The organism is Kribbella sp. NPDC031520, from assembly GCF_055580825.1.
In genome coordinates this window covers 1-25,344 of the sequence record NZ_JBVIKS010000008.1, presented here as the reverse complement: position 1 = coordinate 25,344, position 25,344 = coordinate 1, and the positions used below count along the sequence as shown (strand labels likewise).

Genomic DNA, 25,344 nt, shown 5'->3' with positions numbered 1-25,344 from the left:
CCTGACCGGCAGCCTTCCGGTCTCCGGAGCCGAGGTGATCGATGCCACGGGCAACATTGTGGCACCGGCGCTCGTCGATCTGCACCCACCTGCGGATTTCAGTCTCGGCTCAAGTCCGGCGGCACGTTATCGCTTGAAGCGCTTGGGCTCCGTCGGCAGAGGGACCGGCGGCGCGTCCACGGGCGGGGGAGCCGACGCGACGCCGCCCCGTACCCCAGGCTCGTCGTCCTCCAGCCAGCCGTCGTACTCGGCGAGCAGTTCGTCGAGCACCAGCCGGTCCGGCTCGGCCAGCACGACGACCCACGGGTGATCCTCGTCGTCGTCCTCCCCGTGGAACCGCCCCCGCCGTACCTCCCCACCCAGCCGCACGGCGACCACGTCCGCATCGTCCCGCTCCCAGAAGTACGCGATCAGCTCCACAACCGGACACCGTACGCTTCTCCCATGAGTACGTTTCCCTGGTTGAAGGGCCACGGCACGGAGAACGACTTCGTGGTCCTGCCCGACCCGGACGGTTCCGTGCACGGCGAGTTGGACGCGGCCGTCGTACGGTTCCTGTGCGACCGGCACGCTGGGCTCGGCGCGGACGGCGTACTGCGGGTGATCCAGGGCGACAAGCAGTCGTACGTCGAGGACGGCGGCGACTGGTTCATGGACTACCGGAACGCGGACGGCTCGATCGCGGAGATGTGCGGGAACGGCGTCCGGGTTTTCGTGAAGTACCTGGCCGAGGCGGGCCTGATCGACGGCAAGCCCGTCCGGGTCGGTACCCGCGCCGGCGTCAAGGAGGTCGTACAGAACGACGACGGCACGCTCACCGTCGACATGGGCGCCCCGAAACTCCCCGACGCGGCCGGAATCGTGGTCGAGGCCAACGGTCACCAGTGGACCGCGCTGCACGTCGACATGGGCAACCCGCACGCGGTCGCGTTCGTCGACAGCCTGGACGAGCCCGGCAACCTGTGCGACCAGCCCACCTGGACCCCGGCGGCGGCGTTCCCGAACGGGGTGAACGTCGAGTTCGTCGTACGGCGGGACGCGCACGACGTACAGATGCGGGTGCACGAGCGCGGCGCGGGCGAGACCCGCTCCTGCGGCACGGGTACCTGCGCGGTGACCGTGGCTGCGGCACGCCAGGCCCACGACGAGTTGCCGGTGACGTACCGCGTCGGCGTACCAGGGGGTGAGGTCTCGGTGACCTGGCGTGCCGACAACCACCTGGAACTGACTGGGCCGGCCGTTCTGCACGCTCGTGGCGAGTTCGACCGCGCCTGGCTGGGATCTGATTCCTGCGTGGGGCGTTGACTCCTGGTAAACGGGTCGCCTGTACTAGGAGCCCCGTGCCACCATGGAAGGTATATGACGACCCATTCACAGTTTTACGACGAGACCTCCGACGTCGAACTTGACCTCCTTGAGGGCGAGGACTCCGGCGATTCGTTGACGGGTCACGATGAGTACGAACACGAGCTGAGCACCGAAGGCCTCGAGCTCGAGGAGCGCCAGGCGCTGCGCCGCGTCGTCGGCATGTCGACCGAGCTGACCGACATCAGCGAGGTCGAGTACCGGAAACTGCTGCTCGAGCGGGTGCTGCTGGTCGGCGTCTGGACCGAGGGCAGTGCCGAGGACGCGGACAACTCGCTGGCCGAGCTGAAGCTGCTCGCCGAGACCGCCGGGTCCGAGGTACTGGACGGCGTGATCCAGCGGCGGAAGAAGCCGGACCCGGCGACCTTCATCGGTTCCGGCAAGGTCGCCGACCTGCGCAACCTGGTCGCGTCGCTCGGCGCCGACACGGTGATCGCGGACGGCGAGCTGGCGCCCGCGCAGCTGCGTAACCTCGAGGACAAGCTCAAGGTCAAGGTGGTCGACCGGACCGCGCTGATCCTGGACATCTTCGCGCAGCACGCGAAGAGCAAGGAAGGCAAGGCCCAGGTCGAGCTGGCTCAGCTGCAGTACATGAAGCAACGCCTGCGTGGTTGGGGTGGGAACCTGTCCCGCCAGGCCGGTGGACGCGTCGGCGCGGCTGGTGGCGGTATCGGTGGTCGTGGTCCCGGTGAGACCAAGATCGAGACCGACCGGCGCCGGATCAACACCAAGATCGCCAAGCTCCGCCGGACGCTCAAGGACATGAAGGGCACCCGCTCGACGATGCGCCAGGAGCGCCGCCGGCACCTGGTCCCGTCGGTCGCGATCGCTGGTTACACCAACGCCGGCAAGTCGTCGCTGCTGAACCAGATCACCGGCGCGGGCGTACTGGTCGAGGACGCGCTGTTCGCGACCCTGGACCCGACGACCCGTCGTACGACGACCTCCGACGGCCGCGTTTTCACGCTGACCGACACGGTCGGGTTCGTCCGGCACCTGCCGCACGACATCGTCGAGGCGTTCCGCTCGACGCTGGAGGAGGTCACCGACGCGGACCTGCTGCTACACGTGGTCGACGGTTCGCACCCGGACCCGATCGCGCAGATCCAGGCCGTCCGCGAGGTGCTGGCCGAGATCAACGCGACCGACGTACCGGAGATCGTGGTGATCAACAAGGCCGACGCCGCCGACCCGCTGGCGCTGGCCCCGATCCTGCACCGCGAGCCGAACGCGATCGTCGTGTCGGCCCGTACCGGCGAAGGCATCGACAAGCTCCGCGAACTCCTCGAAAGCGCCCTCCCACAGCCGCACCTGGCCGTGGAGGTTCTGCTTCCGTACGAGCGCGGCGACCTGGTCTCCCGGATGCACTCGGAAGGCTCGGTGGAACAGCTCGAACACACCGCCGACGGCACGCACATCACCGGCCGGGTGCACCCCGCGCTGGCCGGCGAGCTCACGCCGTACGCGACTGTCTGACGCAACGAGAACGGCCCCCCGAGGATCTCCTCGGGGGGCCGTTTCAGGTGGTCACTTGCGCTTGGAGACCTGGACCTTCATCGAGGTGCCGGTCTTGGACAGGACCTTGATGTTGATGCCGTTGTTCGGGACCTTGACGCTGCTCGTCGGCAGGTCCGCGGACCAGTACGACTTGCTGTCGTTGAAGGTCGGTACGGCGTTCTGGCCGCGGATGTAGCTCGCCTGGCCGTTGACGTGCAGGGTGAACGAGTCCGCCTTCTCGAGACCGAACGGGGCGTCGTACGCCGACACCCGCGGACGCCAGAGTTGGCCGTCGAGACGGTTGATCGGGGTTGGGTGCGAGTCGATCGGCAGGATCAGGCCCTCGCCCGGGTGGACGTTGGTGTTGTTGTCGCCCTGCGAGGTGTCCCAGTACCAGAGCAGCAGGCCGTCCTGGTACGGGAAGTGCTCGACCTTGTCCGGCAGCGTGGTGTTCCAGCCGAAGTTGTACGGGCCGGTCTGCAGGAACTTGTCGTGGTCGACGTAGTTGATGTTCGAGGCCAGGTAGTAGTTGTCGTGCTGACTCGTGTACGACGAGCCGACCGAGCTGAACCCGTTCAGCGTCCAGCCGTCCGGCGAGGTCTCCGCACCCGAGTCGACCACCGTGGTGGAACCCGACGTCACCTTGATGTCGTCGGCGAAGAAGCCGATCCCGCCGGCCGCCGGGTCGGTGGCGTACCGGAACTGCAGCGTGATCGTCTTGCCGGCGTACGCCGAGAGGTCGAAGGCGGCTGGCTTCCATCCGTTGCTGGTGCCGTCGATCCCGTTGCCCTCGGCATCGTTGGTGATGCTGCCCTTGACCGCCTTGAAGCCGGTGCCGTCGTTCACGTCGACGTACGCGTAGTCGCAGGCGGTCGTACCGCAGTCCTCGATGTCCCAGTTCGCCTGGAACGTGAGGCTCGCGGGCTGGCCGGCCGGCAGCGTCACCTGGCGGCTCATCGTGTGCGTGAAGCTGTTGCCCTGACCGCTCCACCAGTCCTTGGTCCCGGTGGTCGGCTGGACGAGCTGGTGCTGCACCTCCTTCTTCGGCAGCGTCACCACCAGGCCCTGGGCCTTCTTGGAGTTGTACTCGTGCGGGCCGAGGTCGACGGTCCGGTTCTGGCCGGCGTTCACGATCTCGTAGTCCAGCCAGCCGAGCTGCAGCTTGTCCCAGGCGTTGAAGTCAGCCGCCTGCTCGCCGATGCCGCCGTCGGACGGCTTGCCGACGCGGCTCTGGGACATGATCGTCCACCAGTTCACGCCGTTCTCGACGGCCGCGCCGGAGGTGTCGTACTCGTCCGGCAGCCCGAGGTCGTGGCCGTACTCGTGGGCGAACACGCTGATGCCGCCGTTCTCCGGCTGGATCGTGTAGTCGCCGACGTACAGGCCGGTGTCGCCGATCTGCGCGCCGCCGTTCGGGTTGGTCGCCGGGCCGCCCGGGAAGCCGGCGAACCAGCGGTGCGACCAGATCGCGTCCTCGCCCTGCCACGGGTCGCCGTCGGCCTGGTCGCCACCGGCGTGCACGATCTGGAAGTGGTCGATGTACCCGTCCGGCTCGTTGAAGTTCCCGTCACCGTCGTAGTCGTACCGGTCCCACTGGTCGAACGACTTCAGGTCCGTGGTGATCTCGGCCTTCGTCCGGCCCCTGGCCTCCTGGTCGGCGACCCACTGGTTGACGGCGTCCTGGATCAGGTTCCAGGTGTTGTTGCAGACGTTGCCGCTGCACGGGTAGCCGTTCGAGCGGCCGTACCGCGCCTCGTTGTACTTGACCTTCACCCAGTCGGTGACCTCACCGGACACCGAGTACCGGCCGGACGACTGCTTCTCGTAGTAGCTCTTCAGCGAGTTGCCGGTGCCGAAGTACAGGTCCTGGAAGTGCTGCTGGCTGTAGTCGGCCTGCCAGATGGTCGAGTTGTCGACCGAACGGTCCGGGGCCGGGATCTGGTTGTGCAGCGGGCCGTCGAAGCGTGCCGGGCCCGGGACGTTCGGCGCGGTGTCCTTGTCCGGGTAGTTCGGGTGCCGCTCGTTGCCGAACTCCGCGAGGACGACGAAGATCCGGTCGGTCTTCTCCCGGGACAGCTCGACGTACTGGTCGACCTTGCTCTTGGCGGTCTTGCTACTTGATGCCTTCGCGCCGAGGTTGACGACCGTACTGCCGTTGCGCTGCTCCGGCGTGGCCTGGCCGTTGATGACCTTCGTCAGCGCCTCCTGCCGCAGCTCACGGCGCTTGGCCTCGAGCGGGCTGGACAGCTCGTCCGGCGCTGGAGCAGCCTCACTGGCGATCGGCGCCGACCCTTGTTTGGGCGGTGTGGCGGCGTTACCGGCCGAGGCGGCGGCGATGCCGAGCCCGGTCGTCGCCGCCAGAGCCAGGCTGAACAGCCCGGCGGGTAGCTTGCGCACGATTCCCCTCCGTGTCTCATGACGCTGTGTAGTCGATGCTCCCCCGAGCGTGTTTGCGCGAGATTACGGGGAAAATCTGCCGAGCTGAAGTGGAAACTGAGAAATACCTGTGAAGGTGCGGGGAAACCTGCGGCTTGAGTAGAACGGCTCACGCCTTTGTCGAGGGCCGCTTGGCAGACTGGTCCGCGTGGAGCGCCAGACCGTCGACCTGCTGCAGCCGTTGTGGCGTGCGCTGGTCGTGTTCCGGGTGATCACCTGGGGGTTCGCGTGCTTCGGCGTGTGGACGCGGTGGGGCGGGATCGTGCATCCGTACGGCGCTGTGCTCCAGCTCGCGGTGATGGGCGTGTGGACGGCGATCTCGTCGTACGGCTACAGCGTCCGCTGGGGCCGGCGGAACACCCGGCTCGCGTTCGCGGACCTGATCGTCACGGTCGGCTGCATGTACGCGACGCTGTGGGCGCAGCCGTTGGTCGACATCCGCGGCGGCGCGTCCGTACTGACCTCGGTGTGGGCGGCCGGGCCGGTGCTCGCGCTCGCGATCTCCCGCGGCCGCGACGGCGGTCTGCTCGGCGCCGCCACGATCAGCCTGGCGCTGCTCTCGCTGCGCGGGATCGACCACCTGTCGAAGATCCTCAGCAACGTCCAACTGCTGCTCGTGGCCGGGCTGGTCGTCGGGTACGCCGCCTCGACGATGCGCCGAGCCGGGGCCAGGCTGCGTGAGGCGATCGCGGCGGAGAGTGCGACCGCGGAACGGCTGCGGCTTAGCCGCTCGATCCACGACGGCGTACTCCAGGTCCTGGCGCAGGTCCAGCGGCGCGGTACGGCGATCGGCGGCGAGGCGCTCGAACTCGCCCAGCTCGCGGCCGAACAGGAGGTTGCCCTGCGCACCTTGATGTCGACGCGTCCGGCCGTCGCCGAGGGGGATCGCGTTGATCTGTGCGGGTTGTTGTTGCCGTTGGCCACCACCCGCGTCGACGTCGTCGTACCGGCCGGACCGGTGTTGCTGCCTGCTTCCACTGCGGCCGAACTGGTTGCCGCGGTCAAGGAAGCGCTCAGCAACGTGACCAAACACGCCGGCCCCGGCGCCCGCTCCTGGGTCGTCGTCGAGGAATTGGGGGAGGAGGTCGTGGTCTCGGTCCGCGACGACGGCATCGGTACGACTCCCGCTCGCCTCGAACAGGCTCGCGCCGACGGCCACCTCGGCGTCAGCCAGTCCATCCGCGGCCGGATCACCGACCTCGGCGGCACCGTCACCGTCCGCACCGCCCCCGGCGAAGGAACCGAATGGGAGCTGAAGGTATGACCGCACCGCTTGGATCGTGGGGTGGCCGGCCGTGATCCGCGTCATGATCGTCGACGACCATCCCATGTGGCGCGAAGGTGTCGCCCGCGACCTCGGCAGCCGCGGGTACGACGTCTGCGCGACCGCCTCGGACGTGGCGTCCGCGGTGAGGATCGCCCTTGCGACCCGGCCGGACGTCGTCGTGATGGACCTGCAGCTAGGCACCGGCTCCGGCGTCGACGCGACCCGGTCGATCACCACCGCACTCCCGGATACCCGGGTGCTCGTGCTGTCGGCCAGCGCCGAGCAGGACGACGTACTGGCTGCCGTCAAGAACGGCGCCTCCGGCTACCTCGTGAAGTCCGCGTCCCTCGACGAATTCGACGATGCCGTCCGCCGAACCGCCGAAGGCGACGCCGTCTTCACCGCCGGCCTCGCCGGACTGCTGCTGGGCGAGTACCGCCGCCTGGGCACAACCGGCCCCGAAGTCCCCCGACTCACCGACCGCGAAACCGAAGTCCTCCGCCTGGTAGCCCGAGGCCTCACCGCCAAACAAATCGCCACCCGCCTCGTCCTCTCCCACCGCACAGTCGAGAACCACGTCCAGAACACCCTCCGCAAACTCCAACTCCACAACCGAGCCGAACTCGTCCGCTACGCCCTCGAAAACGGCCTCGGCGAGTAGTCCGTCCGCCGAGTCGTGGATTTTGGCTGGGATTCGGCCCGATTCCGCGCCATTTTCCACGACTCGGCGCCTGAGGAAGTGTTACGGACGCGACGGAGTCGCTTGTGTGATTGTGTCGCGTTCGTACACTGGGCGCTCCACGGGCTGCGTGGATCGTCTGTGTCATGACACCTGTGCTGCGGGTGCCTACCTCCGGAGGCTCGGTGAACCGGTCGTCCATCGTTCGTGTAGTTCTCGCGTTCCTGGTTCTGGCGGCGTCTACGTACGTCACGTTGACCGCGAAACCACAGCTCGGTCTCGACCTGCGCGGCGGGACGCAGATCGTCCTGGAGGCGAAGGACTCGCCGACCGTGAAGGCGACCAAGGAGACCACCGACAAGGCCACCCAGGTTCTGCACCGGCGCATCGACGCGCTCGGGGTGAGCGAGCCGAACGTCACCCGCCAGGGCGAGAACCGGATCATCGTCGAGCTCCCCGGCGTCCAGGACCCGCGGGAAGCCGCGAAGGTGATCGGCAAGACCGCGCAGCTCACCTTCCACGAGGTCCTCGACCAGGTCGCGACCAAGCCGGCCAAACCCGCGGCGGGGGAGACCTACCTACCGAGCGAACAAGGCCAGGACTACTTGAGACTCGCCAAACCCGCGATGACCGGGGAACTGGTGAGCGGCGCCGACGGCATGCTCGACCCGCAGCAGGTCGCGCAGGGCTGGTTCGTGCAGATGAAGTTCAAGGGCGACGGCGACAAGATCTGGGCGAACATCACCGGCAAGGCGGCCTGCAACCCGGTCGGTACGCCGCAACGCCTGATCGCGATCGTCCTCGACAACGAGGTGATCAGCGCCCCGCAGGTCGACCCGAACGGCGGCAACCAGCTCTGCAACCTCGGCATCTCGGGCGGCTCCACCACGATCTCCGGTGCCTTCACCGAGGAGGACGCGAAGGATCTGGCCGCGCTGATCTCCGGCGGCGCCCTTCCGGTTCCCGTACAGGTCATCGACCAGCGTACGGTCGGCCCGTCGCTCGGCCAGGACGCGATCCAGGCCAGCGCCCTCGCCGCGATCATCGGCCTCGCGCTCACCGCGCTGTTCATCGTCGTGGTCTACCGCCTCGTCGGCCTGATGGCGGTCCTGGGCCTGATCGGGTACGCCGCGATGTCGTACGCCGCCCTGACCGCGATCGGGGCCACCCTCACTCTGCCCGGCCTGGCGGGTTTCGTCCTGGCGATCGGAATGGCTGTCGACGCGAACGTCCTGGTCTTCGAACGAGCCCGCGAGGACTACACAGCCGGCCGTACGGACGGCCTGCGCCGATCGCTCCGCAGCGGATTCCAGAACGCGCTGTCCGCGATCGCGGACTCCAACATCACGACGCTGCTCGCCGCCGGCCTGCTGTTCTTCCTGGCCGCAGGCCCGGTCCGCGGCTTCGGCGTCACGCTCTCGATCGGCGTCATCGCGTCGATGCTGTCCGCGCTGGTCGTCACCCGCGTGTTCGCCGAGTTCGTGGTCTCCCGCGGCTTCGTACTGCGTCGGCCGGCGCTGAGCGGGATCGCCGGCCACGGACGCGTACGGACCTGGCTCGAGGCCCGCCGGCCGTCGCTGATGAAGCACAGCAGGCGTTGGCTCGTCATCACGGCCGTCGCGATCGTCGTCAGCGTCGCCGGTGTCGCCGTACGCGGCCTGAACCTCGGCATCGAGTTCACCGGCGGCCGGCTGATCGAGGTCAGTACGGCGCAACGCATCACGCCGGACCAGGCCCGGGCCGCCGTAGCCGAGGCCGGGTACCCGACCGCGGTCGTGCAGACGTCCGGAACCGACGACATCACCGTGCGGACCGGCACGATCAGCGACGACGAGGCCGAGAAGATCAAGGAGTCGATCGGCCGGATCGGCGGCGACGCCGAGGTGATCCGGAACGAGAGCATCGGTCCGTCGCTGGGCAAGGAGCTGCGGAACAAGGGCCTGATCGCGCTGGGCATCGCGCTGCTCGCCCAGCTCGCGTACCTCGCCGTCCGGTTCCGCTGGACGTTCGGCGCGGGCGCGGTCCTCGCGCTCGTCCAGAACGTCGCGGTCGTGGTCGGTGTCTTCGCCTGGACCGGCAAACCGATTGACGGAATCTTCCTCGCCGCGATCCTGACGATCATCGGGTACACGGTCAACGACTCGGTCGTGGTCTTCGACCGGATCCGCGAGACCCGGAACGCCCGCGCCACCGGCAGCCTCGGCAAGATCATCGACACGGCGATCGTCAACGTGCTGCCGCGGACCGTCAACACCGGTATCTCGACGCTCTTCATCCTGAGCGCGCTGCTGTTCCTCGGCGGCGACTCGCTGGCCGACTTCGCGCTCGCGCTGCTGCTCGGCATCGTCGTCGGTACGTACTCGTCCAACCTGACCGCGGCGCCGCTGCTGCTCGAGCTCGAACGCCGCTACCCGGCGCCGCCGCCACGCCCCAAGCGCGCGCAGGTCGATCGCGACGCCCAGCCGGACCGCGGAGCCGTCGTCTGAGTTATCCACACCCAGCCTGCCGGACCGGAAATCTGTCGGCTCCGCGGGCTAGGGTGTGGCGGTGGGTGTCGATGTGCGAGAACTGCTGGAAGCCGCCGTGTCCGGGATCGCCGGTCAGACCCGGCCCGGGCAGGTGGAGATGGCGCAAGCCGTGGACACCGCGATGCACGAGGGATCGCATCTGCTCGTCCAGGCCGGCACCGGCACCGGCAAGTCCCTCGGGTACTTGGTGCCCGCGCTGCTGCACGCCATCGAGGACCGTCGGGTGGTGGTCTCGACGGCGACCCTGGCGCTGCAGTCCCAGCTCGTCGACCGCGACGTACCGGCACTGCTCGACGCGACGGAGAAGCTCCTGCCGCGGCGGCCGAAGTACGCGATCCAGAAGGGGCGGAACAACTACGCCTGCCTGCACCGGATCCGTGAGGGGGCGCCGGACGACGACGGCATGCTGATCGACGTCCCGCCGGCGGGCGAGGTCGGTCGCCAGGTCGTCCAGCTCCGCGAATGGGCCGAGCAGCAGCTCGCCGACGGCGAGGCCGGGGACCGCGACCACGCGCCCTCCCACCAGTACCAGGCCTGGAACCAGGTCGCCATCGCCGCCCGCGAGTGCCTCGGCGCGCAGAAGTGCCCGTACGGCGAGGAGTGCTTCGCCGAGAAGGCCAAGGAAGAGGCCCGTAAGGCCGACATCGTCATCACCAACCACGCGCTGCTCTCGATCGACGCCTTCGAGAACCGGACGGTCCTGCCGGAGCACGACGTCGTGATCGTGGACGAGGCGCACGAGCTGCCTGCCCGGGTCACCGGCGCCGCGGGCGACGAGCTGTCGCCACAGATGGTCGAGCGCGCCGCCCGGCGGGCGCGCCGGTTCGTCGACGACGACAAGGCCGACGACCTGATCGACGCCTCCGACGCGCTCCGCGTCGCCCTCGACGGCACCCGCGAGGGCCGCATCGAGCCGGCCAGCACAGCGGTCCTGGAGGCCGCCGGCCTGGTCCGCGACGCCGCCCGCGCGTTGTACTCCGACCTCAACAAGAAGTCCGACGACAAGGACAACGACCCGGACGGCGCCAAGCGGCAGTCGAAGGGCGCGGTCAAGGAGATCTTCGACGTCGCCGAACGGGTCGCGGCGCTGAGCGACGCCGACGTGGTCTGGATGATCGACCGCGACCGCTTCGGCCGCGAGCTCCGGATCGCGCCGCTGACCGTGGCCGGCCTGCTTCGTGAGCTCGTGCTCCGGGACCGTACGGCCGTGCTCACGTCCGCGACGCTGACCCTCGGCGGCGACTTCGACGCGATCGCCCGCCAGGTCGGCCTCCGTCCGAACGACAAACTCGATGACGACGACGAGATGCCCGACCTCGACGAGAACGACGAGAAGGGCCCGCTGCCGTGGCGCGGCCTCGACGTCGGCTCCCCGTTCGAGTACGAGAAGCAGGCCATCCTGTACGTCGCCAAGCACCTGCCCGCGCCGCACCGCGACGGCCTCGGCAAGAAGCAGTTCGAGGAGATCGTCGACCTGATCACCGCGGCCGGCGGCCGGACGCTCGGCCTGTTCTCGTCGCGTCGCGCGGCCGAGGCGGCGACCGCGGCGGTCCGCGAGGCGACCGATCTGAAGGTGCTGTGCCAGGGCGACGCGCAGCTCGGCGAGCTGGCCCGCGAGTTCGTCGACGACCCGGAGACCTCCCTGTTCGGCACGCTGTCGCTGTGGCAGGGCATCGACGTACCGGGCTCGACCTGCAACCTGGTGATCATCGACCGGATCCCGTTCCCGCGCCCGGACGAGCCGTTGATGGCCGCCCGGCAGCGCGCCGTCGACGAGGCCGGCGGCAACGGCTTCATGTCCGTCGCCGCGACGCACGCCGGTCTGCTGCTTGCCCAGGGCACCGGCCGGCTGATCCGCCGCAGCACCGACCGCGGCGTGGTCGCGATCCTCGACCCCCGCATCGTCACCCAGCGGTACGGCGGGTTCCTGCGCGCGTCGCTCCCGCCGATGTGGCCGACCGCCGACCGGGAGAAGGTGCTCGGCGCCCTGAGGCGGTTGCAGACGGCATGATGGCTTCATGAGCCCAGTGACCGGTCCGCCGGTGCTGCCGATGATGGCGGCGTTGGGGGAGATGCCCGCCGGCGCCGGCTGGTCGTACGAGCTGAAGTGGGACGGCATCCGGGTCATCGCCGAGGTCGACGACGGTGTCTGCCGGCTCTGGTCGCGGAACAGCCACGACGTCTCCGGCGGGTACCCGGAGCTGATCGGCCTGGCGGAGGCGCCAGGATTGCGGCTGCCCGCCGTACTCGACGGGGAGATCGTCACGCTCGACGAGAACGGCGCACCGTCGTTCGGGCTGCTGCAGCGGCGGATGCACGTCCGCGATCCACGCCAGCTCCGGCACCTGATCACCGACGTACCGGTCTCGGTCCGGCTCTTCGACGTCCTCCGGTTCGATGGCAAGTGGTTGCTAGAGGCAACGTACGACGACCGCCGCGGGCTGCTCGACTCGCTCGACATCGGCGACCCGTTCTGGGAGGTGCCGCCCGCTCTGACCGACGGCGACGCGGCGCTCGAACAGTCTGCTGCACAAGGGCTCGAGGGCGTCGTGGCCAAGCGCCGCAAGTCGCGGTACCTGCCCGGTCGCCGCAGCGCGGACTGGATCAAGATCAAGCCGGTGCTCACCCGCGACGTCGTGCTGTGCGGCTGGCATCCGGGGGAGGGCAACCGGGAAGGGAAGATCGGCTCGTTCTACTGCGGGGCGTACGACGGCGACGACCTCGTGCTGATCGGCAAGGTCGGCTCCGGGCTGGACTTCGCGACGCTCGACCTGCTCAGCGCCGAGCTGAGCGGCCTGGAGATCGACCGGCCCGCGTTCGATCCGTCGAGCATCCCGACGACGGACCGGCGGCGCGCGCACTGGCTGGACCCGGTCCTGGTCGCCGAGGTGACCTATTCCGGCTGGGCCGGCGACGGCCGGCTGCGGCATCCGGTCTGGCGCGGTCTACGTCTCGACATCGACCCGGAATCGGTCCTCGTGGACCGCAGCTGAATACATTTCACGAGAGGCCGGCGAACGTCGCGACATGCGGCGAACGGCCGAATTGTTCGAAATGCGGTGAATAGTGCGGATCGCTGAGACGCTTTCTGTTCAACTGTCGCAGCAATTAGGAGATTGTCAGTCGTTCGTTTTCGGCGACGGTGCCGGAACGGCAAGCGCGGCCTCGATCCTGTCGGACAGCTTCTCCGGCGCGTGGGTGGGCGCGTAGCGGCCGATCACGCCGCCGTCGCGGCCGACCAGGAACTTGGTGAAGTTCCACTTGATCCGGCCGCCGAGCAGGCCGCCCTGCTCCCGCTTCAGCCAGTTGTACAACGGGATCGTCTTCGACCCGTTGACGTCGATCTTGGCGAACATCGGGAACGTGATGTGGTAGATCGTCGAGCAGAAGTTGGCGATCTCGTTCTCGTCGCCAGGCTCCTGGTGGCCGAACTGGTCGCAGGGAAAACCCAGCACTGCGAAGCCCTGCCGGCGGTAGGTCCGGTAGAGCTTCTGCAGGCCGGTGTACTGCGGGGTCTGGGCACACTGGGATGCCACGTTCACCACCAGGAGCACCTGGTCGCGGAAATCGGCAAGAGACTGTTCATTGCCTTCGATCCGCCGCGCGCTGAAGTCATAGACAGTCGTCATGACTCAATGCTGACACGTCACGCCGAAGTTCGCTCGCCGTCCGATATGTCAGACACGGCGCAGAACTGTTACGACCTTTCCGAGAATGGTCGCGTCCTTCCCGTCGATCGGCTCGAACGCCGGGTTGTGCGGTAGCAGCAGGATCTCGGACTTGGTCTTCTTGAACGTCTTCACGGTCGCCTCGCCGTCGATCATCGCGGCCACGATGTCGCCGTTCTCCGCGGTCGGCTGCTGCCGGACGACCACCCAGTCGCCGTCGCAGATGGCCGCCTCGATCATCGACTCGCCCTTGACCTTCAGCATGAACAGCGTGCCCTCGCCGACCATTGCCTTGGGCAACGGGAAGACCTCTTCGATCTCCTGCTCGGCCAGGATCGGCCCACCGGCGGCGATCCGGCCGACCACCGGGACGTACGCCGCGTCCGGATGCGCGTCACCGGCACCGGTCTCGTCGTACGCCGTCTGCCGGACCGGGCCGAGCGCCGCCCGCTTGGCGGCCGCGTCGACCTCGCCGGGGTAGCGCACCTCGATCGCGCGCGGCCGGTTCGGGTCGCGGCGGAGCAGGCCCTTCTGCTCGAGCACACGGAGCTGGTGCGACACCGAGGACGAGCTGGTCAGGCCGACCCGCTCACCGATCTCGCGCATCGACGGCGGGTAGCCGCGGCTGTCGACCGAGTCGCGGATCACGTCCAGCACACGGCGCTGGCGGGGCGTCAGACCGGTCGCGTCGGCCGGGCCGTCCGGCAGCTCGGCGACGGTCCGGTCCGGGTCCTTGCCCGCAGATCCTTGCTGCCCCGCTCCACCGCCCCGGTCGGGCTTGCTGGAATCGCTCGGCGTCCTGGCCATCGGTGGTTGCTCCTCGGGTCGGGCCGGCGATCACGCACCAGCCGTTGCTTGCTCGACTGAGTCGACCGTAGACCGAATTCTGAGATTCTTCAAACATCTGTTCGAAGGCGTGTCGGTTCGCAAGTTTGTTCGGGTGTCAGGTTATAAGGCGTACGCGGGCAGCTTCGGCGTCAGGGAATTTCCTGGGTGTGTCCCGGTTGGAAGTGGTTGCGCGACGGGTGGTTGTCGGTTAATCATTCGTACAGACGTTCGATCGAACAGGTGTTCGGGCCGGTCGGACAGGTTGTCTCCGCAGAAAACTGTCGGAGGCGGCCGGTAGACAGGGATCAACACCGAGAACGCGCACTGACCGAGCTGGAGGATCCGATGAGCACAGCAGCTGTAGCGGCCGACGTACCGGCCTCGCGCCGCTCGACGAAGGGCGCGGCGCCTGCTCACCTCAAGGTTGTCCCGAGGGAGCGTACGGCGGCCCCGTCGCCGGTCGCCGCCCCGCGGCGGCGGCCGCGGATCGACGGTGCGACCACCGAGCGGATGCCGGTGCGTGGCTGCTCCGGCGAGTCCGTGGGTGTCCGCGTCGATGAGCAGCTCGAGCCGACGCTCCGGCTCACCCGTCGCGGCCGCATGTTGCTGACCGCGGTGTCGGTCCTGGTCTTCGGTGCCGCGGTCGTCGTCCTGGGTCTGCGTGTCTCCGGTGTCCTCGAGCCCGGGCCGCACTTCACTCACACCGTCCCGGTCCAGGTCGCTCCCGGTCAGACCCTGTGGTCGATCGCCGAGTCCACCAACCCCGGCCAGGACCCCGCGATCGTCGTCGAGAAGATCGCGAAGCTGAACAAGCTCGCCGGGCCCGCCGATATCACTCCTGGTCAGACGCTGCAGATCCCGATCGCGGGTTGATCGAAGCTAGTTGAGTCCGGAGCGCCACTCGTCTTCCAGCAAGGCGTAGACGTACTCGTTCGCCCACTCGCCCTTGAACCACAGCGCGTCCAGGTGATGCGCTTCGCGCCGCATCCCGAGCCGCTCGAGCAGCTGGGCCGACGGCTTGTTCCGATCGTCGAGAATCGCGACGATCCGATGCAGCCCGAGCTCCTCGAAGCCGACTCGCAGCATCTCCCGCGCGGCTTCCGCCGCTAGACCCTTGCCTTGGTAGTCCGTGTGCAGCGCGAACCCGATCTCGCCCTGGCGATCCGCCTCGCTGGCCCACTTCAGCAGCACCTCGCCGATCACAGTTCCGGTCTCGCGCAGCTCGATCGCCAGCACCAGCCATTGTCCCGCCTCGGTCAGTTCGCCCTGCGGCAGTTTCCGCTCCAGCGCGGCCCGGGTCTCCTCGCGGTCCCGCACCGGCCACGGCGTGTACCGCACCACCTCCGGCCGCGAATGGAACGCGTACAGGTCGTCCAGATCGTCCGTCCGGTGCGGCCGCAGTTCCAGCCGCTCGGTCAGCAGCGGATACGCGGGTCGGAATCCGGTCACGTCACCATCCTCGTCGAATGTTGCTGGAAAATAGCTCCGCCGGTGTTCACGCCAGGCCGGCTACTTGACGGTCGCCAGCCACAACTCGGCGTACCGCTTGGCGTCCACCGCCGTCGCGACCTTGATCATCGGCGCCGGTCCCAGTGGATCGTTGGCCTGGTCGACCGCGTCCCGGGTGTCCACGATCGTCCGCCCGCGTGACCACCCGCCGGACAGCTCGACACGTACCGGGTACCGCTGCGTGGTCAGCCCGGACGGATCGATCACCGCACAGACCGCGCCGCCGTCGCCGATGCTTCCGCCGTCCGACTGGAACCGCTCGCTGCGCTTCTCGATCAGCTTGCGGGCCAGTTCCGCCGAGGACGATCCGCTCAGTGCGCGGGCCTGCTCCAGCGTGACAACCACGTCGTGGAACACGTCCAGCCCGTACATTGTGACCGGGATGCCCAGGTCGTCGGCCGCCTTCAAGACGATCGCGGCCGCCTCCGGATCGGTCCAGATGTTGAACTCCGCGGACGCCGTGGCGTTCCCGCTGCCCGCGGATCCGCCCATGAAGACGATCTCCTTCAGGCCGGCCGCGGCCTCCGGGTACGTACGCAGCAGTAGTGCGATGTTCGTCAACGGCGCCAGCGGGATCAGCGTGACGAGCTCACCGGTGGCGGCAGCATCCCGCAGTACGTCGCGCAGCAACTCGATCGCGTGCCGCGGATCGGTCGGGCGCGCCGACCGCGGCCAGTCCAGATCCCCGAGCCCGTCCGCGCCGTGCACGTGCCGCGCCGGACGCGTCGGCTGGATCAGCGGTACGGCGGCACCGCGGGCGACCGGCACGTCGGGACGACCCGCCGCGTCGAGCACCGTCAGCGTGTTGCGGACGACGTCGTCGATCCCGACGTTCCCGCCGGCACAGGTGACGGCCTTCAGGTCGAGCTCGGGATGCCGGCCGGCGAGCAGCAGCGCGCAGGCGTCGTCCAGCCCGGTGTCGACGTCGAGAACCACCGGCGTCCGCGTGGTCCCTTCGCTCACGAGCGCACCAGTCGCGCGATCGCCGCGGAGGCTTCCTTGATCTTCGCGTCGGCCTCCGGTCCACCGGCCGCGGCGGCGTCGACGACGCAGTGCGCCAGGTGGTCCTCGAGCAGGCCGAGCGCGACCGATTCGAGCGCCTTCGTCATCGCCGAGACCTGCGTGAGGATGTCGATGCAGTACTTCTCGTCCTCGACCATCCGCTGCAGCCCGCGGGCCTGCCCCTCGATCCGCTTCAACCGCCGCAGATACGCGTCCTTGTCGCCGATGTAACCGTGCGCATGCGCTGCGACCGGTTCGGTCACGCTCACCACATCCTCCCAGGTTCCGCCGAAACCCTATCCCGCCGAAGGCCCGGAGGAGCGGGCTGTGCGGGCCGTAGTTTGCGCCTCGGACCGGCCCTCGCGGTGGCGCCACGCGGGAGTACACAGGGCCGCGCGAGTGTTGGAACCTGTGACACGCGCGGGCAACACGGGCGATGCCGAGCGTGCTTGCAAACTGTCGGAGCAGCGATCTAGGATCCCTACATGTAGTGGTTACACGGGTGTAATTTTCCACAGGTAGTGGTTGGTTGCACACAGGTTCTACACAGGTTGTCCCCAGGCTGATCCACAAACCATCCCCCGGGATGGTCACGGGAGGAAGTGATTCGTCGTGCACTGTCCGTATTGCCGGCACGCCGACTCCCGAGTGGTCGACAGCCGGGTGGCCGAGGACGGCGGAGCGATCCGCCGCCGGCGGCAGTGCCCGGTCTGCGAGAAGCGGTTCACCACCGTCGAGCAGATGCAGCTCACGGTCGTGAAGCGCTCCGGCGCGACCGAGCCGTTCAGCCGCGAGAAGGTCATCAGCGGGGTCGGGAAGGCGTGCAAGGGCCGGCCGGTGAACGCCGACCAGCTCGCGCGCCTGGGCCAGAAGGTCGAGGACGCACTGAAGGGCGGCGGCTCGCCGGAGGTTCCCGCGCACGAGGTCGGACTCGCGATCCTCGGGCCGCTGCGGGAGCTGGACGAGGTCGCGTACCTGCGCTTCGCGAGCGTCTACCGGCAGTTCGAGTCGGCCGACGACTTCGAGACCGAGATCGCGCTGCTCCGGGCCGAGAAGGAGCCCCAGGGCACCGAGCCGGCCCAACAGACGTAAACCGGGGGAACGGCAGTTCCAAGAAGTTCCAAGCAGGTCCAGCAGTTCAGTTGTCGCAGTACTCCAACGGGGCGGTCCCGACAGACCGCGTAGTACAGACTCAGGCGAGGAGCAACCATGACAGAGACGGTGACCGGCCACTCGGGGTCGACCAAGCGGTCGACGGCCGGGTTCCGCGGGCGGAAGAACGCGCCCACGGGACTCACCATCGAGCGCGTGTTCAGCACCGAGGGCGTGCACCCCTACGACGAGGTGACGTGGGAACGTCGCGACGTCGTCCAGCAGAACTGGAAGACGGGTGAGACGGTCTTCGAGCAGCGCGGGGTGGAGTTCCCCGACTTCTGGAGCGTGAACGCTTCGACCATCGTCACCACGAAGTACTTCCGCGGCGCGGTCAGCCACGACAACCGCGAGTGGAGCCTCAAGCAGCTGCTCGACCGGGTCGTGAAGACCTACCGCAAGGCCGGTGAGGAGCACGGCTACTTCACCTCGCCGCAGGACGCGGAGGTGTTCGAGCAGGAGCTCACCTGGCTCCTCCTGCACCAGTACTTCAGCTTCAACTCGCCCGTCTGGTTCAACGTCGGTACGTCCTCGCCGCAGCAGGTGTCGGCCTGCTTCATCCTCGCCGTGGACGACTCGATGGAGTCGATCCTGAACTGGTACAAGGAAGAGGGCCTGATCTTCAAGGGCGGCTCCGGCGCCGGTCTGAACCTGTCCCGGATCCGTTCCTCGAAGGAGCTGCTGCAGTCCTCCGGCGGTACCGCGTCCGGCCCGGTCAGCTTCATGCGCGGCGCGGACGCGTCGGCCGGGACGATCAAGTCCGGCGGCGCCACCCGGCGGGCGGCGAAGATGGTCGTACTGGACGTCGACCACCCCGACATCGAGGAGTTCGTCGACACCAAGATGCGCGAGGAGGAGAAGATCCGGGTCCTGCGGGACGCGGGCTTCGACATGGACCTCGGCGGTCGCGACATCACCTCCGTGCAGTACCAGAATGCGAACAACTCGGTCCGGGTCTCGGACGAGTTCATGCGCGCGGTCGAGGAGAAGGGTGAGTTCGGGCTGCGTGCGCGGCTGGACAACTCGGTGATCGAGACCGTCGACGCGCGGACGCTGTTCGACAAGATCGCCCAGGCCGCGTGGGCCTGCGCCGACCCGGGCCTGCAGTACGACGACACCATCAACGACTGGCACACCACCCCGGAGACGGGCCGGATCACCGCGTCCAACCCGTGCTCGGAGTACATGCACCTGGACAACTCGTCCTGCAACCTCGCGTCGCTGAACCTGATGAAGTTCCTCCGTGACGACGACCTGTTCGACTCGGTGAAGTTCGTCAAGGCCGTCGAGCTGATCATCACCGCGATGGACATCTCGATCTGCTTCGCGGACTTCCCGACCGAGGCGATCGGTGCCACCACCCGGGCATACCGGCAGCTCGGCATCGGGTACGCGAACCTCGGCGCCCTGCTGATGGCGACCGGCCACGCGTACGACTCCGACGGTGGTCGCGCGCTGGCGGGCGCTATCACCTCGCTGATGACCGGTACGTCGTACAAGCGCTCCGCGGAGCTGGCCGGCATCGTCGGCGCGTACGACGGCTTCGAGCGGAACAAGGACGCGCACACCCGGGTGATGCGCAAGCACGCCGCGGCGAACGACGCGATCCGGACCATGCACGAGATCGACAAGGACGTCCAGCAGCACGCCACCGCGGCGTGGGAGGGCGTGCTGAAGATCGGCGCCAAGAACGGCTGGCGGAACGCGCAGGCCTCGGTGCTCGCGCCGACCGGCACCATCGGCTTCATGATGGACTGCGACACCACCGGGATCGAGCCGGACTTCTCGCTGGTGAAGTTCAAGAAGCTGGTCGGCGGCGGCTCGATGCAGATCGTCAACCAGACCGTCCCGCGGGCGCTGCGGCAGTACGGCTACACCGAGGAGACGATCGAGGCGATCGTCGAGTACATCGCGGAGCACGGTCACGTCGTCGGCGCCCCCGGCCTGAAGCCGGAGCACTACGAGATCTTCGACACCGCGATGGGCGAACGGGCCATCAAGCCGATGGGCCACGTACGGATGATGGCGGCCGCGCAGCCGTTCCTGTCCGGCGCGATCTCGAAGACGGTGAACCTGCCGGAGACCGCGACGGTCGAGGAGATCGCCGACGTCTACTTCCAGGGCTGGAAGCTCGGCCTGAAGGCGCTCGCGGTGTACCGCGACAACTGCAAGGTCGGCCAGCCGCTGGCGGACGCGAAAGCGAAGAAGGCCTCCGAGGCCGAGACCGCGGTGGCTGCCGAGGCCGCGATCGCCGAGAAGATCGTCGAGAAGGTCATCGAGTACCGGCCGACCCGCAAGCGCCTGCCGAAGTCGCGTCCGTCGCGCACCACCTCCTTCACGGTCGGTGGCGCCGAGGGCTACATGACGGCGGGTTCCTACCCGGACGACGGTCTCGGCGAGGTCTTCCTGAAGATGGGCAAGCAGGGTTCGACGCTTGCCGGTGTGATGGACGCCTTCTCGATCGCGATCTCGATCGCCCTGCAGCACGGCGTACCGCTGGAGACCTACGTCCAGAAGTTCACCAACCTGAAGTTCGAGCCGGCCGGTCTGACCGACGACCCGGACGTCCGGATGGCGCAGTCGATCATGGACTACATCTTCCGCCGCCTGGCCCTGGACTACCTGCCGTTCGACGACCGGGCCGCCCTGGGCATCTACTCCGCGGAGGAGCGGTCCCGGCAGCTCGACACCGGTTCGTACGAGCCGGCTCCGGTCGAGGTCTCCGAGGCCGAGTCGCTGAAGTCGGTGGAGCCGGTCGCGGACGCCGTCGAGGCGGTCGAGGCCGTCGCAAAGCCGGCCGACGCGGTCGCCGCCAAGCCGGTCAAGGGCGAGGCCCACACCACCGCCGAGATGCTCGAACTCATCACCGGCACCTCGGTCGACGCACCGCTCTGCTTCACCTGCGGCACCAAGATGCGCCCCAGCGGCTCCTGCTACGTCTGCGAAGGCTGCGGCAGCACCTCCGGCTGCAGCTGACCAGTAGCTGAAAGCACTACGGCCCCCGGGAACTTCCCACTTCCCCCGGGGGCCGCGGTGCGCCCACCTGGCACCCACCCAGCCGAACTGGAACGACTCCGACGGCTGGCCTACGCGCTCCACCTCCCGACCCCGCCCGCCCGGCCGGCATCGGTGTCGTTCATCGCCGAGGTTCCGAGACCGAACTGCGGCATCAGGTGTCCGTGACTCAGTGTGAGCGTTGGCACCTCGCTTATCCGTGTCCTCCATCGGCGTACGCGGCCCCGCCAGCCTGAGCCGATCACGGTCCGCACCCGCGGTCTCGGTCCGTACGCCGTACGGCCGTCTCACCCTCGTGATACCCCCGCGCGAACTGTCCGATGTGTGGTTCATGATGGGTTCCGCGGGTCGTGAGGATTTGCTGAAAAGCGTTGGAGGGGTGGGCTTATGAAGAACCGGCTGATCACTCTCGTGGACCTCGGTCTGGACAGTTCGTTCGACGCGTCGATGACCTTCGTGCAGGGCATCACCGGCAACATCAACGCCGGCTGGGACCGCCCGTACCTCGACGTGAACTTCGTCCGCAGCCGGGACCACGAGACCGCGTTCTCGGCCCTCACCACCCCCTCGACCGTGCTGCATGTGATGGCACACGGTGACCACAGCGAGGAACCGTCCTTCCTCTCCACCGACGGCGAGACCCAGGTCTCGCTCAAGTCCCTGGCCGACTGGTTCCTCGACCACCAGTGGGGCATCGCCAGCGGCGTCGTGATCGCCGACGGCTGCAAAACCGGCATCGGCAAATGGCAACGCGCCATCCGCGACTGCATCCAGGACGACATCACGTACATCGGCACCAGTACGGTCATCGGCTGGTACGAAGCCACCGTCTTCTGCTCCGCCTTCTACGGCGCTTTGGTCCGCAACCGAGGTCTCGGTCGCACTCCCTCCGAGCAGGGCTGGGACGCCGCCAACCGAGCCATCCGAGCCTACGAAACCCTCACCGACAAGCCTTGCCCCTACAAGCCCGTAGTCCTGACCCCCTCCCGCCAAGCCCTCCGCTCCCTCACCGGCTGACCCACCGCAGCCGACACGCGTTCGGCGGCTACTTTGGGTTAGGGGTGGGAAACTTTTGGTGGACTCGTCGTGTGGCGCAGTCTGTGGTCTGGGTTGCCGGTGGCTCGGATGGTGTGGGGACGGGGAAGCTGTCGGGTGCGCCTTGGTCGGCCCGTTGACCTCCGCCCGACCCGGTGAAGGAACGCCACCATGAAGCTCCACCGGAACACGCTCCTGACGGCTGCCGCGATTGTCGTGGTTCTGTACGTCGTTTCGCTGATCGCGGGACTGCCGGCTTGGGCGGCAGTGGTGCTGATCGTGGTGCTGCTGGTGTTGCTGGCCGTTGTGTGGAAGCAGCCCGACGAACCTCGGCCCGTCGTGGCTCAGCCGGCGCCTTCCGTCGTACTGCCCAAGCCGGAGCCGGTGTTCTCCGGGCCGCCGTCGAGGACTGTCACGGATGTCCGGTTGCCGTCCGCGTCGCCGGACTTCCAGTTCAGTTTCTCGGCGGTGGTGCAGTGGTCGACCGTGCTGTCGGGGTCGCGTCATGCCGACCTCGGCGCGGTCGCCGTCGACGCCTTGCTGGATCGGGCTCGTTCGCTGACCTCGGGTCAGCAGGTGACCGAGGAATCCCTCAACCAGCACCGCCTTGCCGCGCTGCTCGGTGAGCCGGCACTCGACGAGAAGGGGCAGGTACGCAGCTGGGCGACCGAGATCCGCCTCCGGTTGCCGGACGCCGACCAGAAGCACCTTCAGCATCTTGCGGCCCTGCATCGCCGGGAGCAGACCACGCTGCTCGAGCGGCGGATGGAGCAGGACAAACGCGCCTACCTGAAGGACGACGTGTTCGCGACGCCGGGGTCGGCCGCAGTCTGGTGGCTGGTCAATCACCCAGGCGAGGTCGAGACCGCGCTCGGTCTTCTCGACACGTTGGCCGAGTTGTCGGCAGCGGCGAACGACCTCCCCGTGCGGCGAACCACCACCGCCGAGGAGATCGAACGCCAACGGCCGACCCGCGCCGAACTCGCCTTCAGCACGGCGGTGGAAGAACTCACCGAGGCGGCTCGGACCGCGGCCGACGCGACGGCCGCTACGGCGAGCCAGACGACCCCGGAGGCGGAATCCCAGCAGCGCCCGGTCCCGAAGCACGCCGGCGCCGAGAGCCAGGACGGCCACCACGACACCGGCCCGGTCAAGTCGGAGCTGAATGGCTCCGAACCAGAACGGCGCAAGGAGTACCGGGAGCAGTTCTTCACCGAGTAGGCCGGCGAGGCGGGTTGTCTGCAGGGGCGTCCCGCCGCGCCGGGGTCCGATACGCATGGCTACTTGTCCAGCCAGCGGATCGTGGTCCTGCCGTTGTGCCCGTGGACGGTCAGCAGCGCATCGATGCCGTCCTGCCACACGGTGGTGGTCGGAAAGCACCCGCCCCAGCGCAGCGCAACGGTCCCGTCGCTCCACTCGACTCCCTCCGCGACGACGCCCGTACCGCTGACACCTGACACGTCTTCGTGGCGGAACAGCTGGAAACGGCGCGGCCCGGATCTGGTGACCATACGTAGGTGACGGCGTTGCGCGCTGTGCAACAGCGTCGCGGTACGCCCGCTGATCTCGTCCATGGCCCAAGTCAACGCGCGGAGGCCTGCCCCCACCAGGAACTCAACCGGTATCCACAGCGCACAAATTCTGCCCACCGGGGGTCACCGAATCGCCATATTCTCATTGCAGGGAGTAACTGACTCGCAAAGGAGCGACCCGGATGACAGTGATCGACGAGTGGACCGGCCGGCACGCCCACGCCCTGCGTACGGCGCTGCGGATGACCAACGAAGCGTTCGCCGAGCGGCTCGGGATTTCGCCGCGCACGCTGACGAAGTGGCGGGAGAGACCCGAGCTCGTGCCCAGTCCCTACCTCCAGGAGGCGCTCGACACCTACCTCAACCAAGCACCACCCGACGCGCACGAGCGGTTCGCGGCGAACCTCGGTCTGGACGACGGCCGGGTGCCGATCGACAACACCGTGCTGACCCAGCTCAACGCGGCGCTCGGCGACCTGGCGCGTGCCCTGGCACGCCTGCAGAGCGAGGATCCGAAGCGATCCCCGTTGCCTTGACCGCAGAGGGAGGCAGACTAGGCCGAGCGTGAGCGCGGAAGGAGCCGCGGATGAGGCGACGCCCGGTGAACTCGTCGAGTGTGCGATCGGTCGGATGGTCCGACGGCACGCTGGAGCTCGAGTACGTGAACGGCTACATCTACCAGTACTTCGACGTACCGCAGCCGACCTATGCGGCACTGCTGGCCGCACCGAGCATCGGCTCCTACGTCAACAAACACATCAAGCCGTACTTCGAGTTCCGCGAACGCTGAGTTTCCGCGCAGCCGGCCGCGGGCACCTGTGGAGCGTCCACACGGGGGTTCGTCGACCTCGGAGGCTGGCATGAGCACTAGAGCGTCCATGACCGGATCGCGTGCGATCGCGGTCATCGTCATCGTTTGGCTGGTCATCGGCCTGGCGGCCGCAGCGCAACGGAACTACTTCTCCGGCTCCAGCACGAGCTGTGCCAGAGTCGGTACCACACTCGTGACGATCGTCGCCGGTCCGCTCAACTACGTTGGTGCCAACCCGAAGATCGACTGCACGGCTCCGCAGCCCTCACGGTAGCGAGCCCCGTTCGCCGTATCCCTCGGCAGAGGGCTCGGCGTCGCTTGCTACAGGGTGGCAGCGAGTTCTCGTGTACCCGGGAATAGGTCCCTGGGGAGGGCGGTTACACCTGATGCCGTCCGGTTCGTGACCCCGGGCCTCAACCTAAGCCGCTACGAGCGGCCACTCGCCGAGAGGCGTCTGCTGGACGGTGCGGTACGTGACAGGTGGGAGCCGGCTGACCGGCTCCCACCTCGTCGTCCGACCGGCCCGCGCGAAAACCGCTTGTGTGGGTGCGGCATGATGGAAGAGTCGCTGGCGGAGACGCCAGTGAGTGATGTGACCAGAGGGACGAGCACTGCTTCCCTCGGCACCGGATCATCGGCGCCGAGGACGGGTGCCGGGAGCCTCGGACAGCGGTCCAGGACCCCGATTTGCATCCGCACCACGAATGTCAGTAATGTTCTTCTTGTTGGACGGAAGCGCAGGACGCGAAAGCGGCCGGGCCGCCAACAAACTCCCTGAAGGTCTCGGAAGCCGAAACACGCCTCGGCGGGTTTCGGGCACTGAGTCGCGCGGGGAGACTGGATCGAAAAGGCCGATTTGACCGGCTGAAAGCGAAACAGTAAAGTAGGGCGAGTTGCCCCGGAGCTTCAAACGAAAGTGCGAAGCGCGGTGTGCGTCCGATTCTTGAGAACTCAACAGCGTGCCGAAAGTCAATGCCGAAAGATGCATTAACCCCGTCTACAGGCATTCAATGTCTGTGG

23 protein-coding genes are annotated in these 25,344 nt (G+C 68.0%); 15 read left to right on the top strand and 8 right to left on the bottom strand.

Annotation, left to right across the window (positions count from 1 at the left end):
- Nucleotides 1–126 precede the first annotated feature (126 nt).
- A complete protein-coding gene (locus ACZ5BU_RS34145; protein WP_465704717.1) occupies nt 127–420 on the bottom strand; it encodes a hypothetical protein in 294 nt (97 codons plus the stop codon).
- 24 nt (nt 421–444) lie between these two features.
- Between ACZ5BU_RS34145 and dapF the strand changes: the two genes are divergently transcribed.
- Both dapF and hflX read left to right on the top strand, forming a co-directional pair.
- Nucleotides 445–1,305, top strand: a complete 861-nt coding sequence (dapF, locus tag ACZ5BU_RS34140) for a diaminopimelate epimerase (RefSeq protein WP_465704715.1) — start codon at nt 445–447, stop codon at nt 1,303–1,305.
- A 54-nt stretch (nt 1,306–1,359) separates the two neighbouring features.
- A complete protein-coding gene (gene hflX, locus ACZ5BU_RS34135) occupies nt 1,360–2,841 on the top strand; it encodes a GTPase HflX (RefSeq protein ID WP_465704713.1) in 1,482 nt (493 codons plus the stop codon).
- Nucleotides 2,842–2,892: 51 nt separating this feature from the next.
- Here hflX and ACZ5BU_RS34130 read toward each other — a convergent pair whose 3' ends face one another.
- The gene (locus tag ACZ5BU_RS34130) at nt 2,893–5,259 is read right to left on the bottom strand and encodes an immune inhibitor A domain-containing protein (RefSeq protein WP_465704712.1); all 2,367 of its coding nucleotides are present in this window, start codon (nt 5,257–5,259) and stop codon (nt 2,893–2,895) included.
- Nucleotides 5,260–5,446: 187 nt separating this feature from the next.
- On the opposite strand from ACZ5BU_RS34130, the gene macS reads away from it, so the two are divergent.
- From macS to ligD, 5 genes are all read left to right on the top strand, one after another.
- Entirely contained in the window at nt 5,447–6,562 is a 1,116-nt protein-coding gene (gene macS / locus ACZ5BU_RS34125) for a MacS family sensor histidine kinase (RefSeq protein ID WP_465704710.1), read from the top strand.
- A gap of 31 nt (nt 6,563–6,593) precedes the next feature.
- The gene (locus ACZ5BU_RS34120; protein ID WP_465704708.1) at nt 6,594–7,226 is read left to right on the top strand and encodes a response regulator; all 633 of its coding nucleotides are present in this window, start codon (nt 6,594–6,596) and stop codon (nt 7,224–7,226) included.
- 164 nt (nt 7,227–7,390) lie between these two features.
- Nucleotides 7,391–9,730 carry a protein translocase subunit SecD gene (gene secD / locus ACZ5BU_RS34115; RefSeq protein WP_465704706.1) on the top strand — a complete coding sequence of 780 codons (2,340 nt, stop codon included), beginning with the start codon at nt 7,391–7,393 and terminating at the stop codon, nt 9,728–9,730.
- Between the two features lie 55 nt (nt 9,731–9,785).
- Nucleotides 9,786–11,783: an ATP-dependent DNA helicase gene (locus tag ACZ5BU_RS34110; protein ID WP_465704704.1), complete on the top strand. Its 1,998-nt coding sequence runs from the start codon at nt 9,786–9,788 to the stop codon at nt 11,781–11,783.
- A gap of 7 nt (nt 11,784–11,790) precedes the next feature.
- Entirely contained in the window at nt 11,791–12,765 is a 975-nt protein-coding gene (gene ligD / locus ACZ5BU_RS34105; protein WP_465704702.1) for a non-homologous end-joining DNA ligase, read from the top strand.
- Between the two features lie 126 nt (nt 12,766–12,891).
- Here ligD and ACZ5BU_RS34100 read toward each other — a convergent pair whose 3' ends face one another.
- Together ACZ5BU_RS34100 and lexA are read right to left on the bottom strand one after the other, a co-directional pair.
- Nucleotides 12,892–13,401 (bottom strand): glutathione peroxidase, encoded by a 510-nt coding sequence (locus ACZ5BU_RS34100; RefSeq protein WP_465704700.1) that lies wholly within the window; start codon nt 13,399–13,401, stop codon nt 12,892–12,894.
- 48 nt (nt 13,402–13,449) lie between these two features.
- Nucleotides 13,450–14,247 carry a transcriptional repressor LexA gene (gene lexA / locus ACZ5BU_RS34095; RefSeq protein ID WP_465704698.1) on the bottom strand — a complete coding sequence of 266 codons (798 nt, stop codon included), beginning with the start codon at nt 14,245–14,247 and terminating at the stop codon, nt 13,450–13,452.
- Between the two features lie 366 nt (nt 14,248–14,613).
- Here lexA and ACZ5BU_RS34090 point away from each other — a divergent pair, with 366 nt between their 5' ends.
- Nucleotides 14,614–15,141, top strand: a complete 528-nt coding sequence (locus tag ACZ5BU_RS34090; protein ID WP_465704696.1) for a LysM peptidoglycan-binding domain-containing protein — start codon at nt 14,614–14,616, stop codon at nt 15,139–15,141.
- A gap of 6 nt (nt 15,142–15,147) precedes the next feature.
- Here the strand turns inward: ACZ5BU_RS34090 and ACZ5BU_RS34085 are convergent, their stop codons facing one another.
- Genes ACZ5BU_RS34085 through ACZ5BU_RS34075 form a run of 3 tightly spaced genes read right to left on the bottom strand, consistent with a single transcriptional unit; the run spans nt 15,148 to nt 17,048 of the window.
- Nucleotides 15,148–15,717, bottom strand: coding sequence for a GNAT family N-acetyltransferase (locus ACZ5BU_RS34085; protein WP_465704694.1), 570 nt, complete (start codon nt 15,715–15,717; stop codon nt 15,148–15,150).
- Nucleotides 15,718–15,777: 60 nt separating this feature from the next.
- Entirely contained in the window at nt 15,778–16,740 is a 963-nt protein-coding gene (locus tag ACZ5BU_RS34080; protein WP_465704692.1) for a nucleoside hydrolase, read from the bottom strand.
- Nucleotides 16,737–17,048 (bottom strand): metal-sensitive transcriptional regulator, encoded by a 312-nt coding sequence (locus ACZ5BU_RS34075; protein ID WP_465704690.1) that lies wholly within the window; start codon nt 17,046–17,048, stop codon nt 16,737–16,739. The genes ACZ5BU_RS34080 and ACZ5BU_RS34075 overlap by 4 nt, the downstream gene beginning before the upstream one ends.
- Nucleotides 17,049–17,391: 343 nt before the next feature.
- Between ACZ5BU_RS34075 and nrdR the strand changes: the two genes are divergently transcribed.
- From nrdR to ACZ5BU_RS34055, 4 genes are all read left to right on the top strand, one after another.
- On the top strand, nt 17,392–17,871 hold the full coding sequence (gene nrdR / locus ACZ5BU_RS34070) for a transcriptional regulator NrdR (protein ID WP_465704688.1): 480 nt from the start codon (nt 17,392–17,394) through the stop codon (nt 17,869–17,871).
- Nucleotides 17,872–17,988: 117 nt separating this feature from the next.
- Nucleotides 17,989–20,907 (top strand): vitamin B12-dependent ribonucleotide reductase, encoded by a 2,919-nt coding sequence (locus ACZ5BU_RS34065; protein ID WP_465704686.1) that lies wholly within the window; start codon nt 17,989–17,991, stop codon nt 20,905–20,907.
- 426 nt (nt 20,908–21,333) lie between these two features.
- Nucleotides 21,334–21,963 (top strand): hypothetical protein, encoded by a 630-nt coding sequence (locus ACZ5BU_RS34060; protein WP_465704684.1) that lies wholly within the window; start codon nt 21,334–21,336, stop codon nt 21,961–21,963.
- A gap of 189 nt (nt 21,964–22,152) precedes the next feature.
- Nucleotides 22,153–23,202, top strand: a complete 1,050-nt coding sequence (locus ACZ5BU_RS34055) for a hypothetical protein (protein ID WP_465704682.1) — start codon at nt 22,153–22,155, stop codon at nt 23,200–23,202.
- Between the two features lie 59 nt (nt 23,203–23,261).
- On the opposite strand, the gene ACZ5BU_RS34050 is transcribed toward ACZ5BU_RS34055, so the two are convergent.
- Nucleotides 23,262–23,555 carry a hypothetical protein gene (locus ACZ5BU_RS34050; protein WP_465704680.1) on the bottom strand — a complete coding sequence of 98 codons (294 nt, stop codon included), beginning with the start codon at nt 23,553–23,555 and terminating at the stop codon, nt 23,262–23,264.
- A 140-nt stretch (nt 23,556–23,695) separates the two neighbouring features.
- Between ACZ5BU_RS34050 and ACZ5BU_RS34045 the strand changes: the two genes are divergently transcribed.
- The 3 genes from ACZ5BU_RS34045 (at nt 23,696) to ACZ5BU_RS34035 (ending at nt 24,598) form a co-directional block, all read left to right on the top strand.
- Nucleotides 23,696–24,049: a helix-turn-helix domain-containing protein gene (locus ACZ5BU_RS34045; protein ID WP_465704678.1), complete on the top strand. Its 354-nt coding sequence runs from the start codon at nt 23,696–23,698 to the stop codon at nt 24,047–24,049.
- 50 nt (nt 24,050–24,099) lie between these two features.
- A complete protein-coding gene (locus ACZ5BU_RS34040; RefSeq protein WP_465704676.1) occupies nt 24,100–24,303 on the top strand; it encodes a KTSC domain-containing protein in 204 nt (67 codons plus the stop codon).
- 70 nt (nt 24,304–24,373) lie between these two features.
- Nucleotides 24,374–24,598: a hypothetical protein gene (locus tag ACZ5BU_RS34035; protein ID WP_465704674.1), complete on the top strand. Its 225-nt coding sequence runs from the start codon at nt 24,374–24,376 to the stop codon at nt 24,596–24,598.
- Nucleotides 24,599–25,344: the final 746 nt, after the last annotated feature.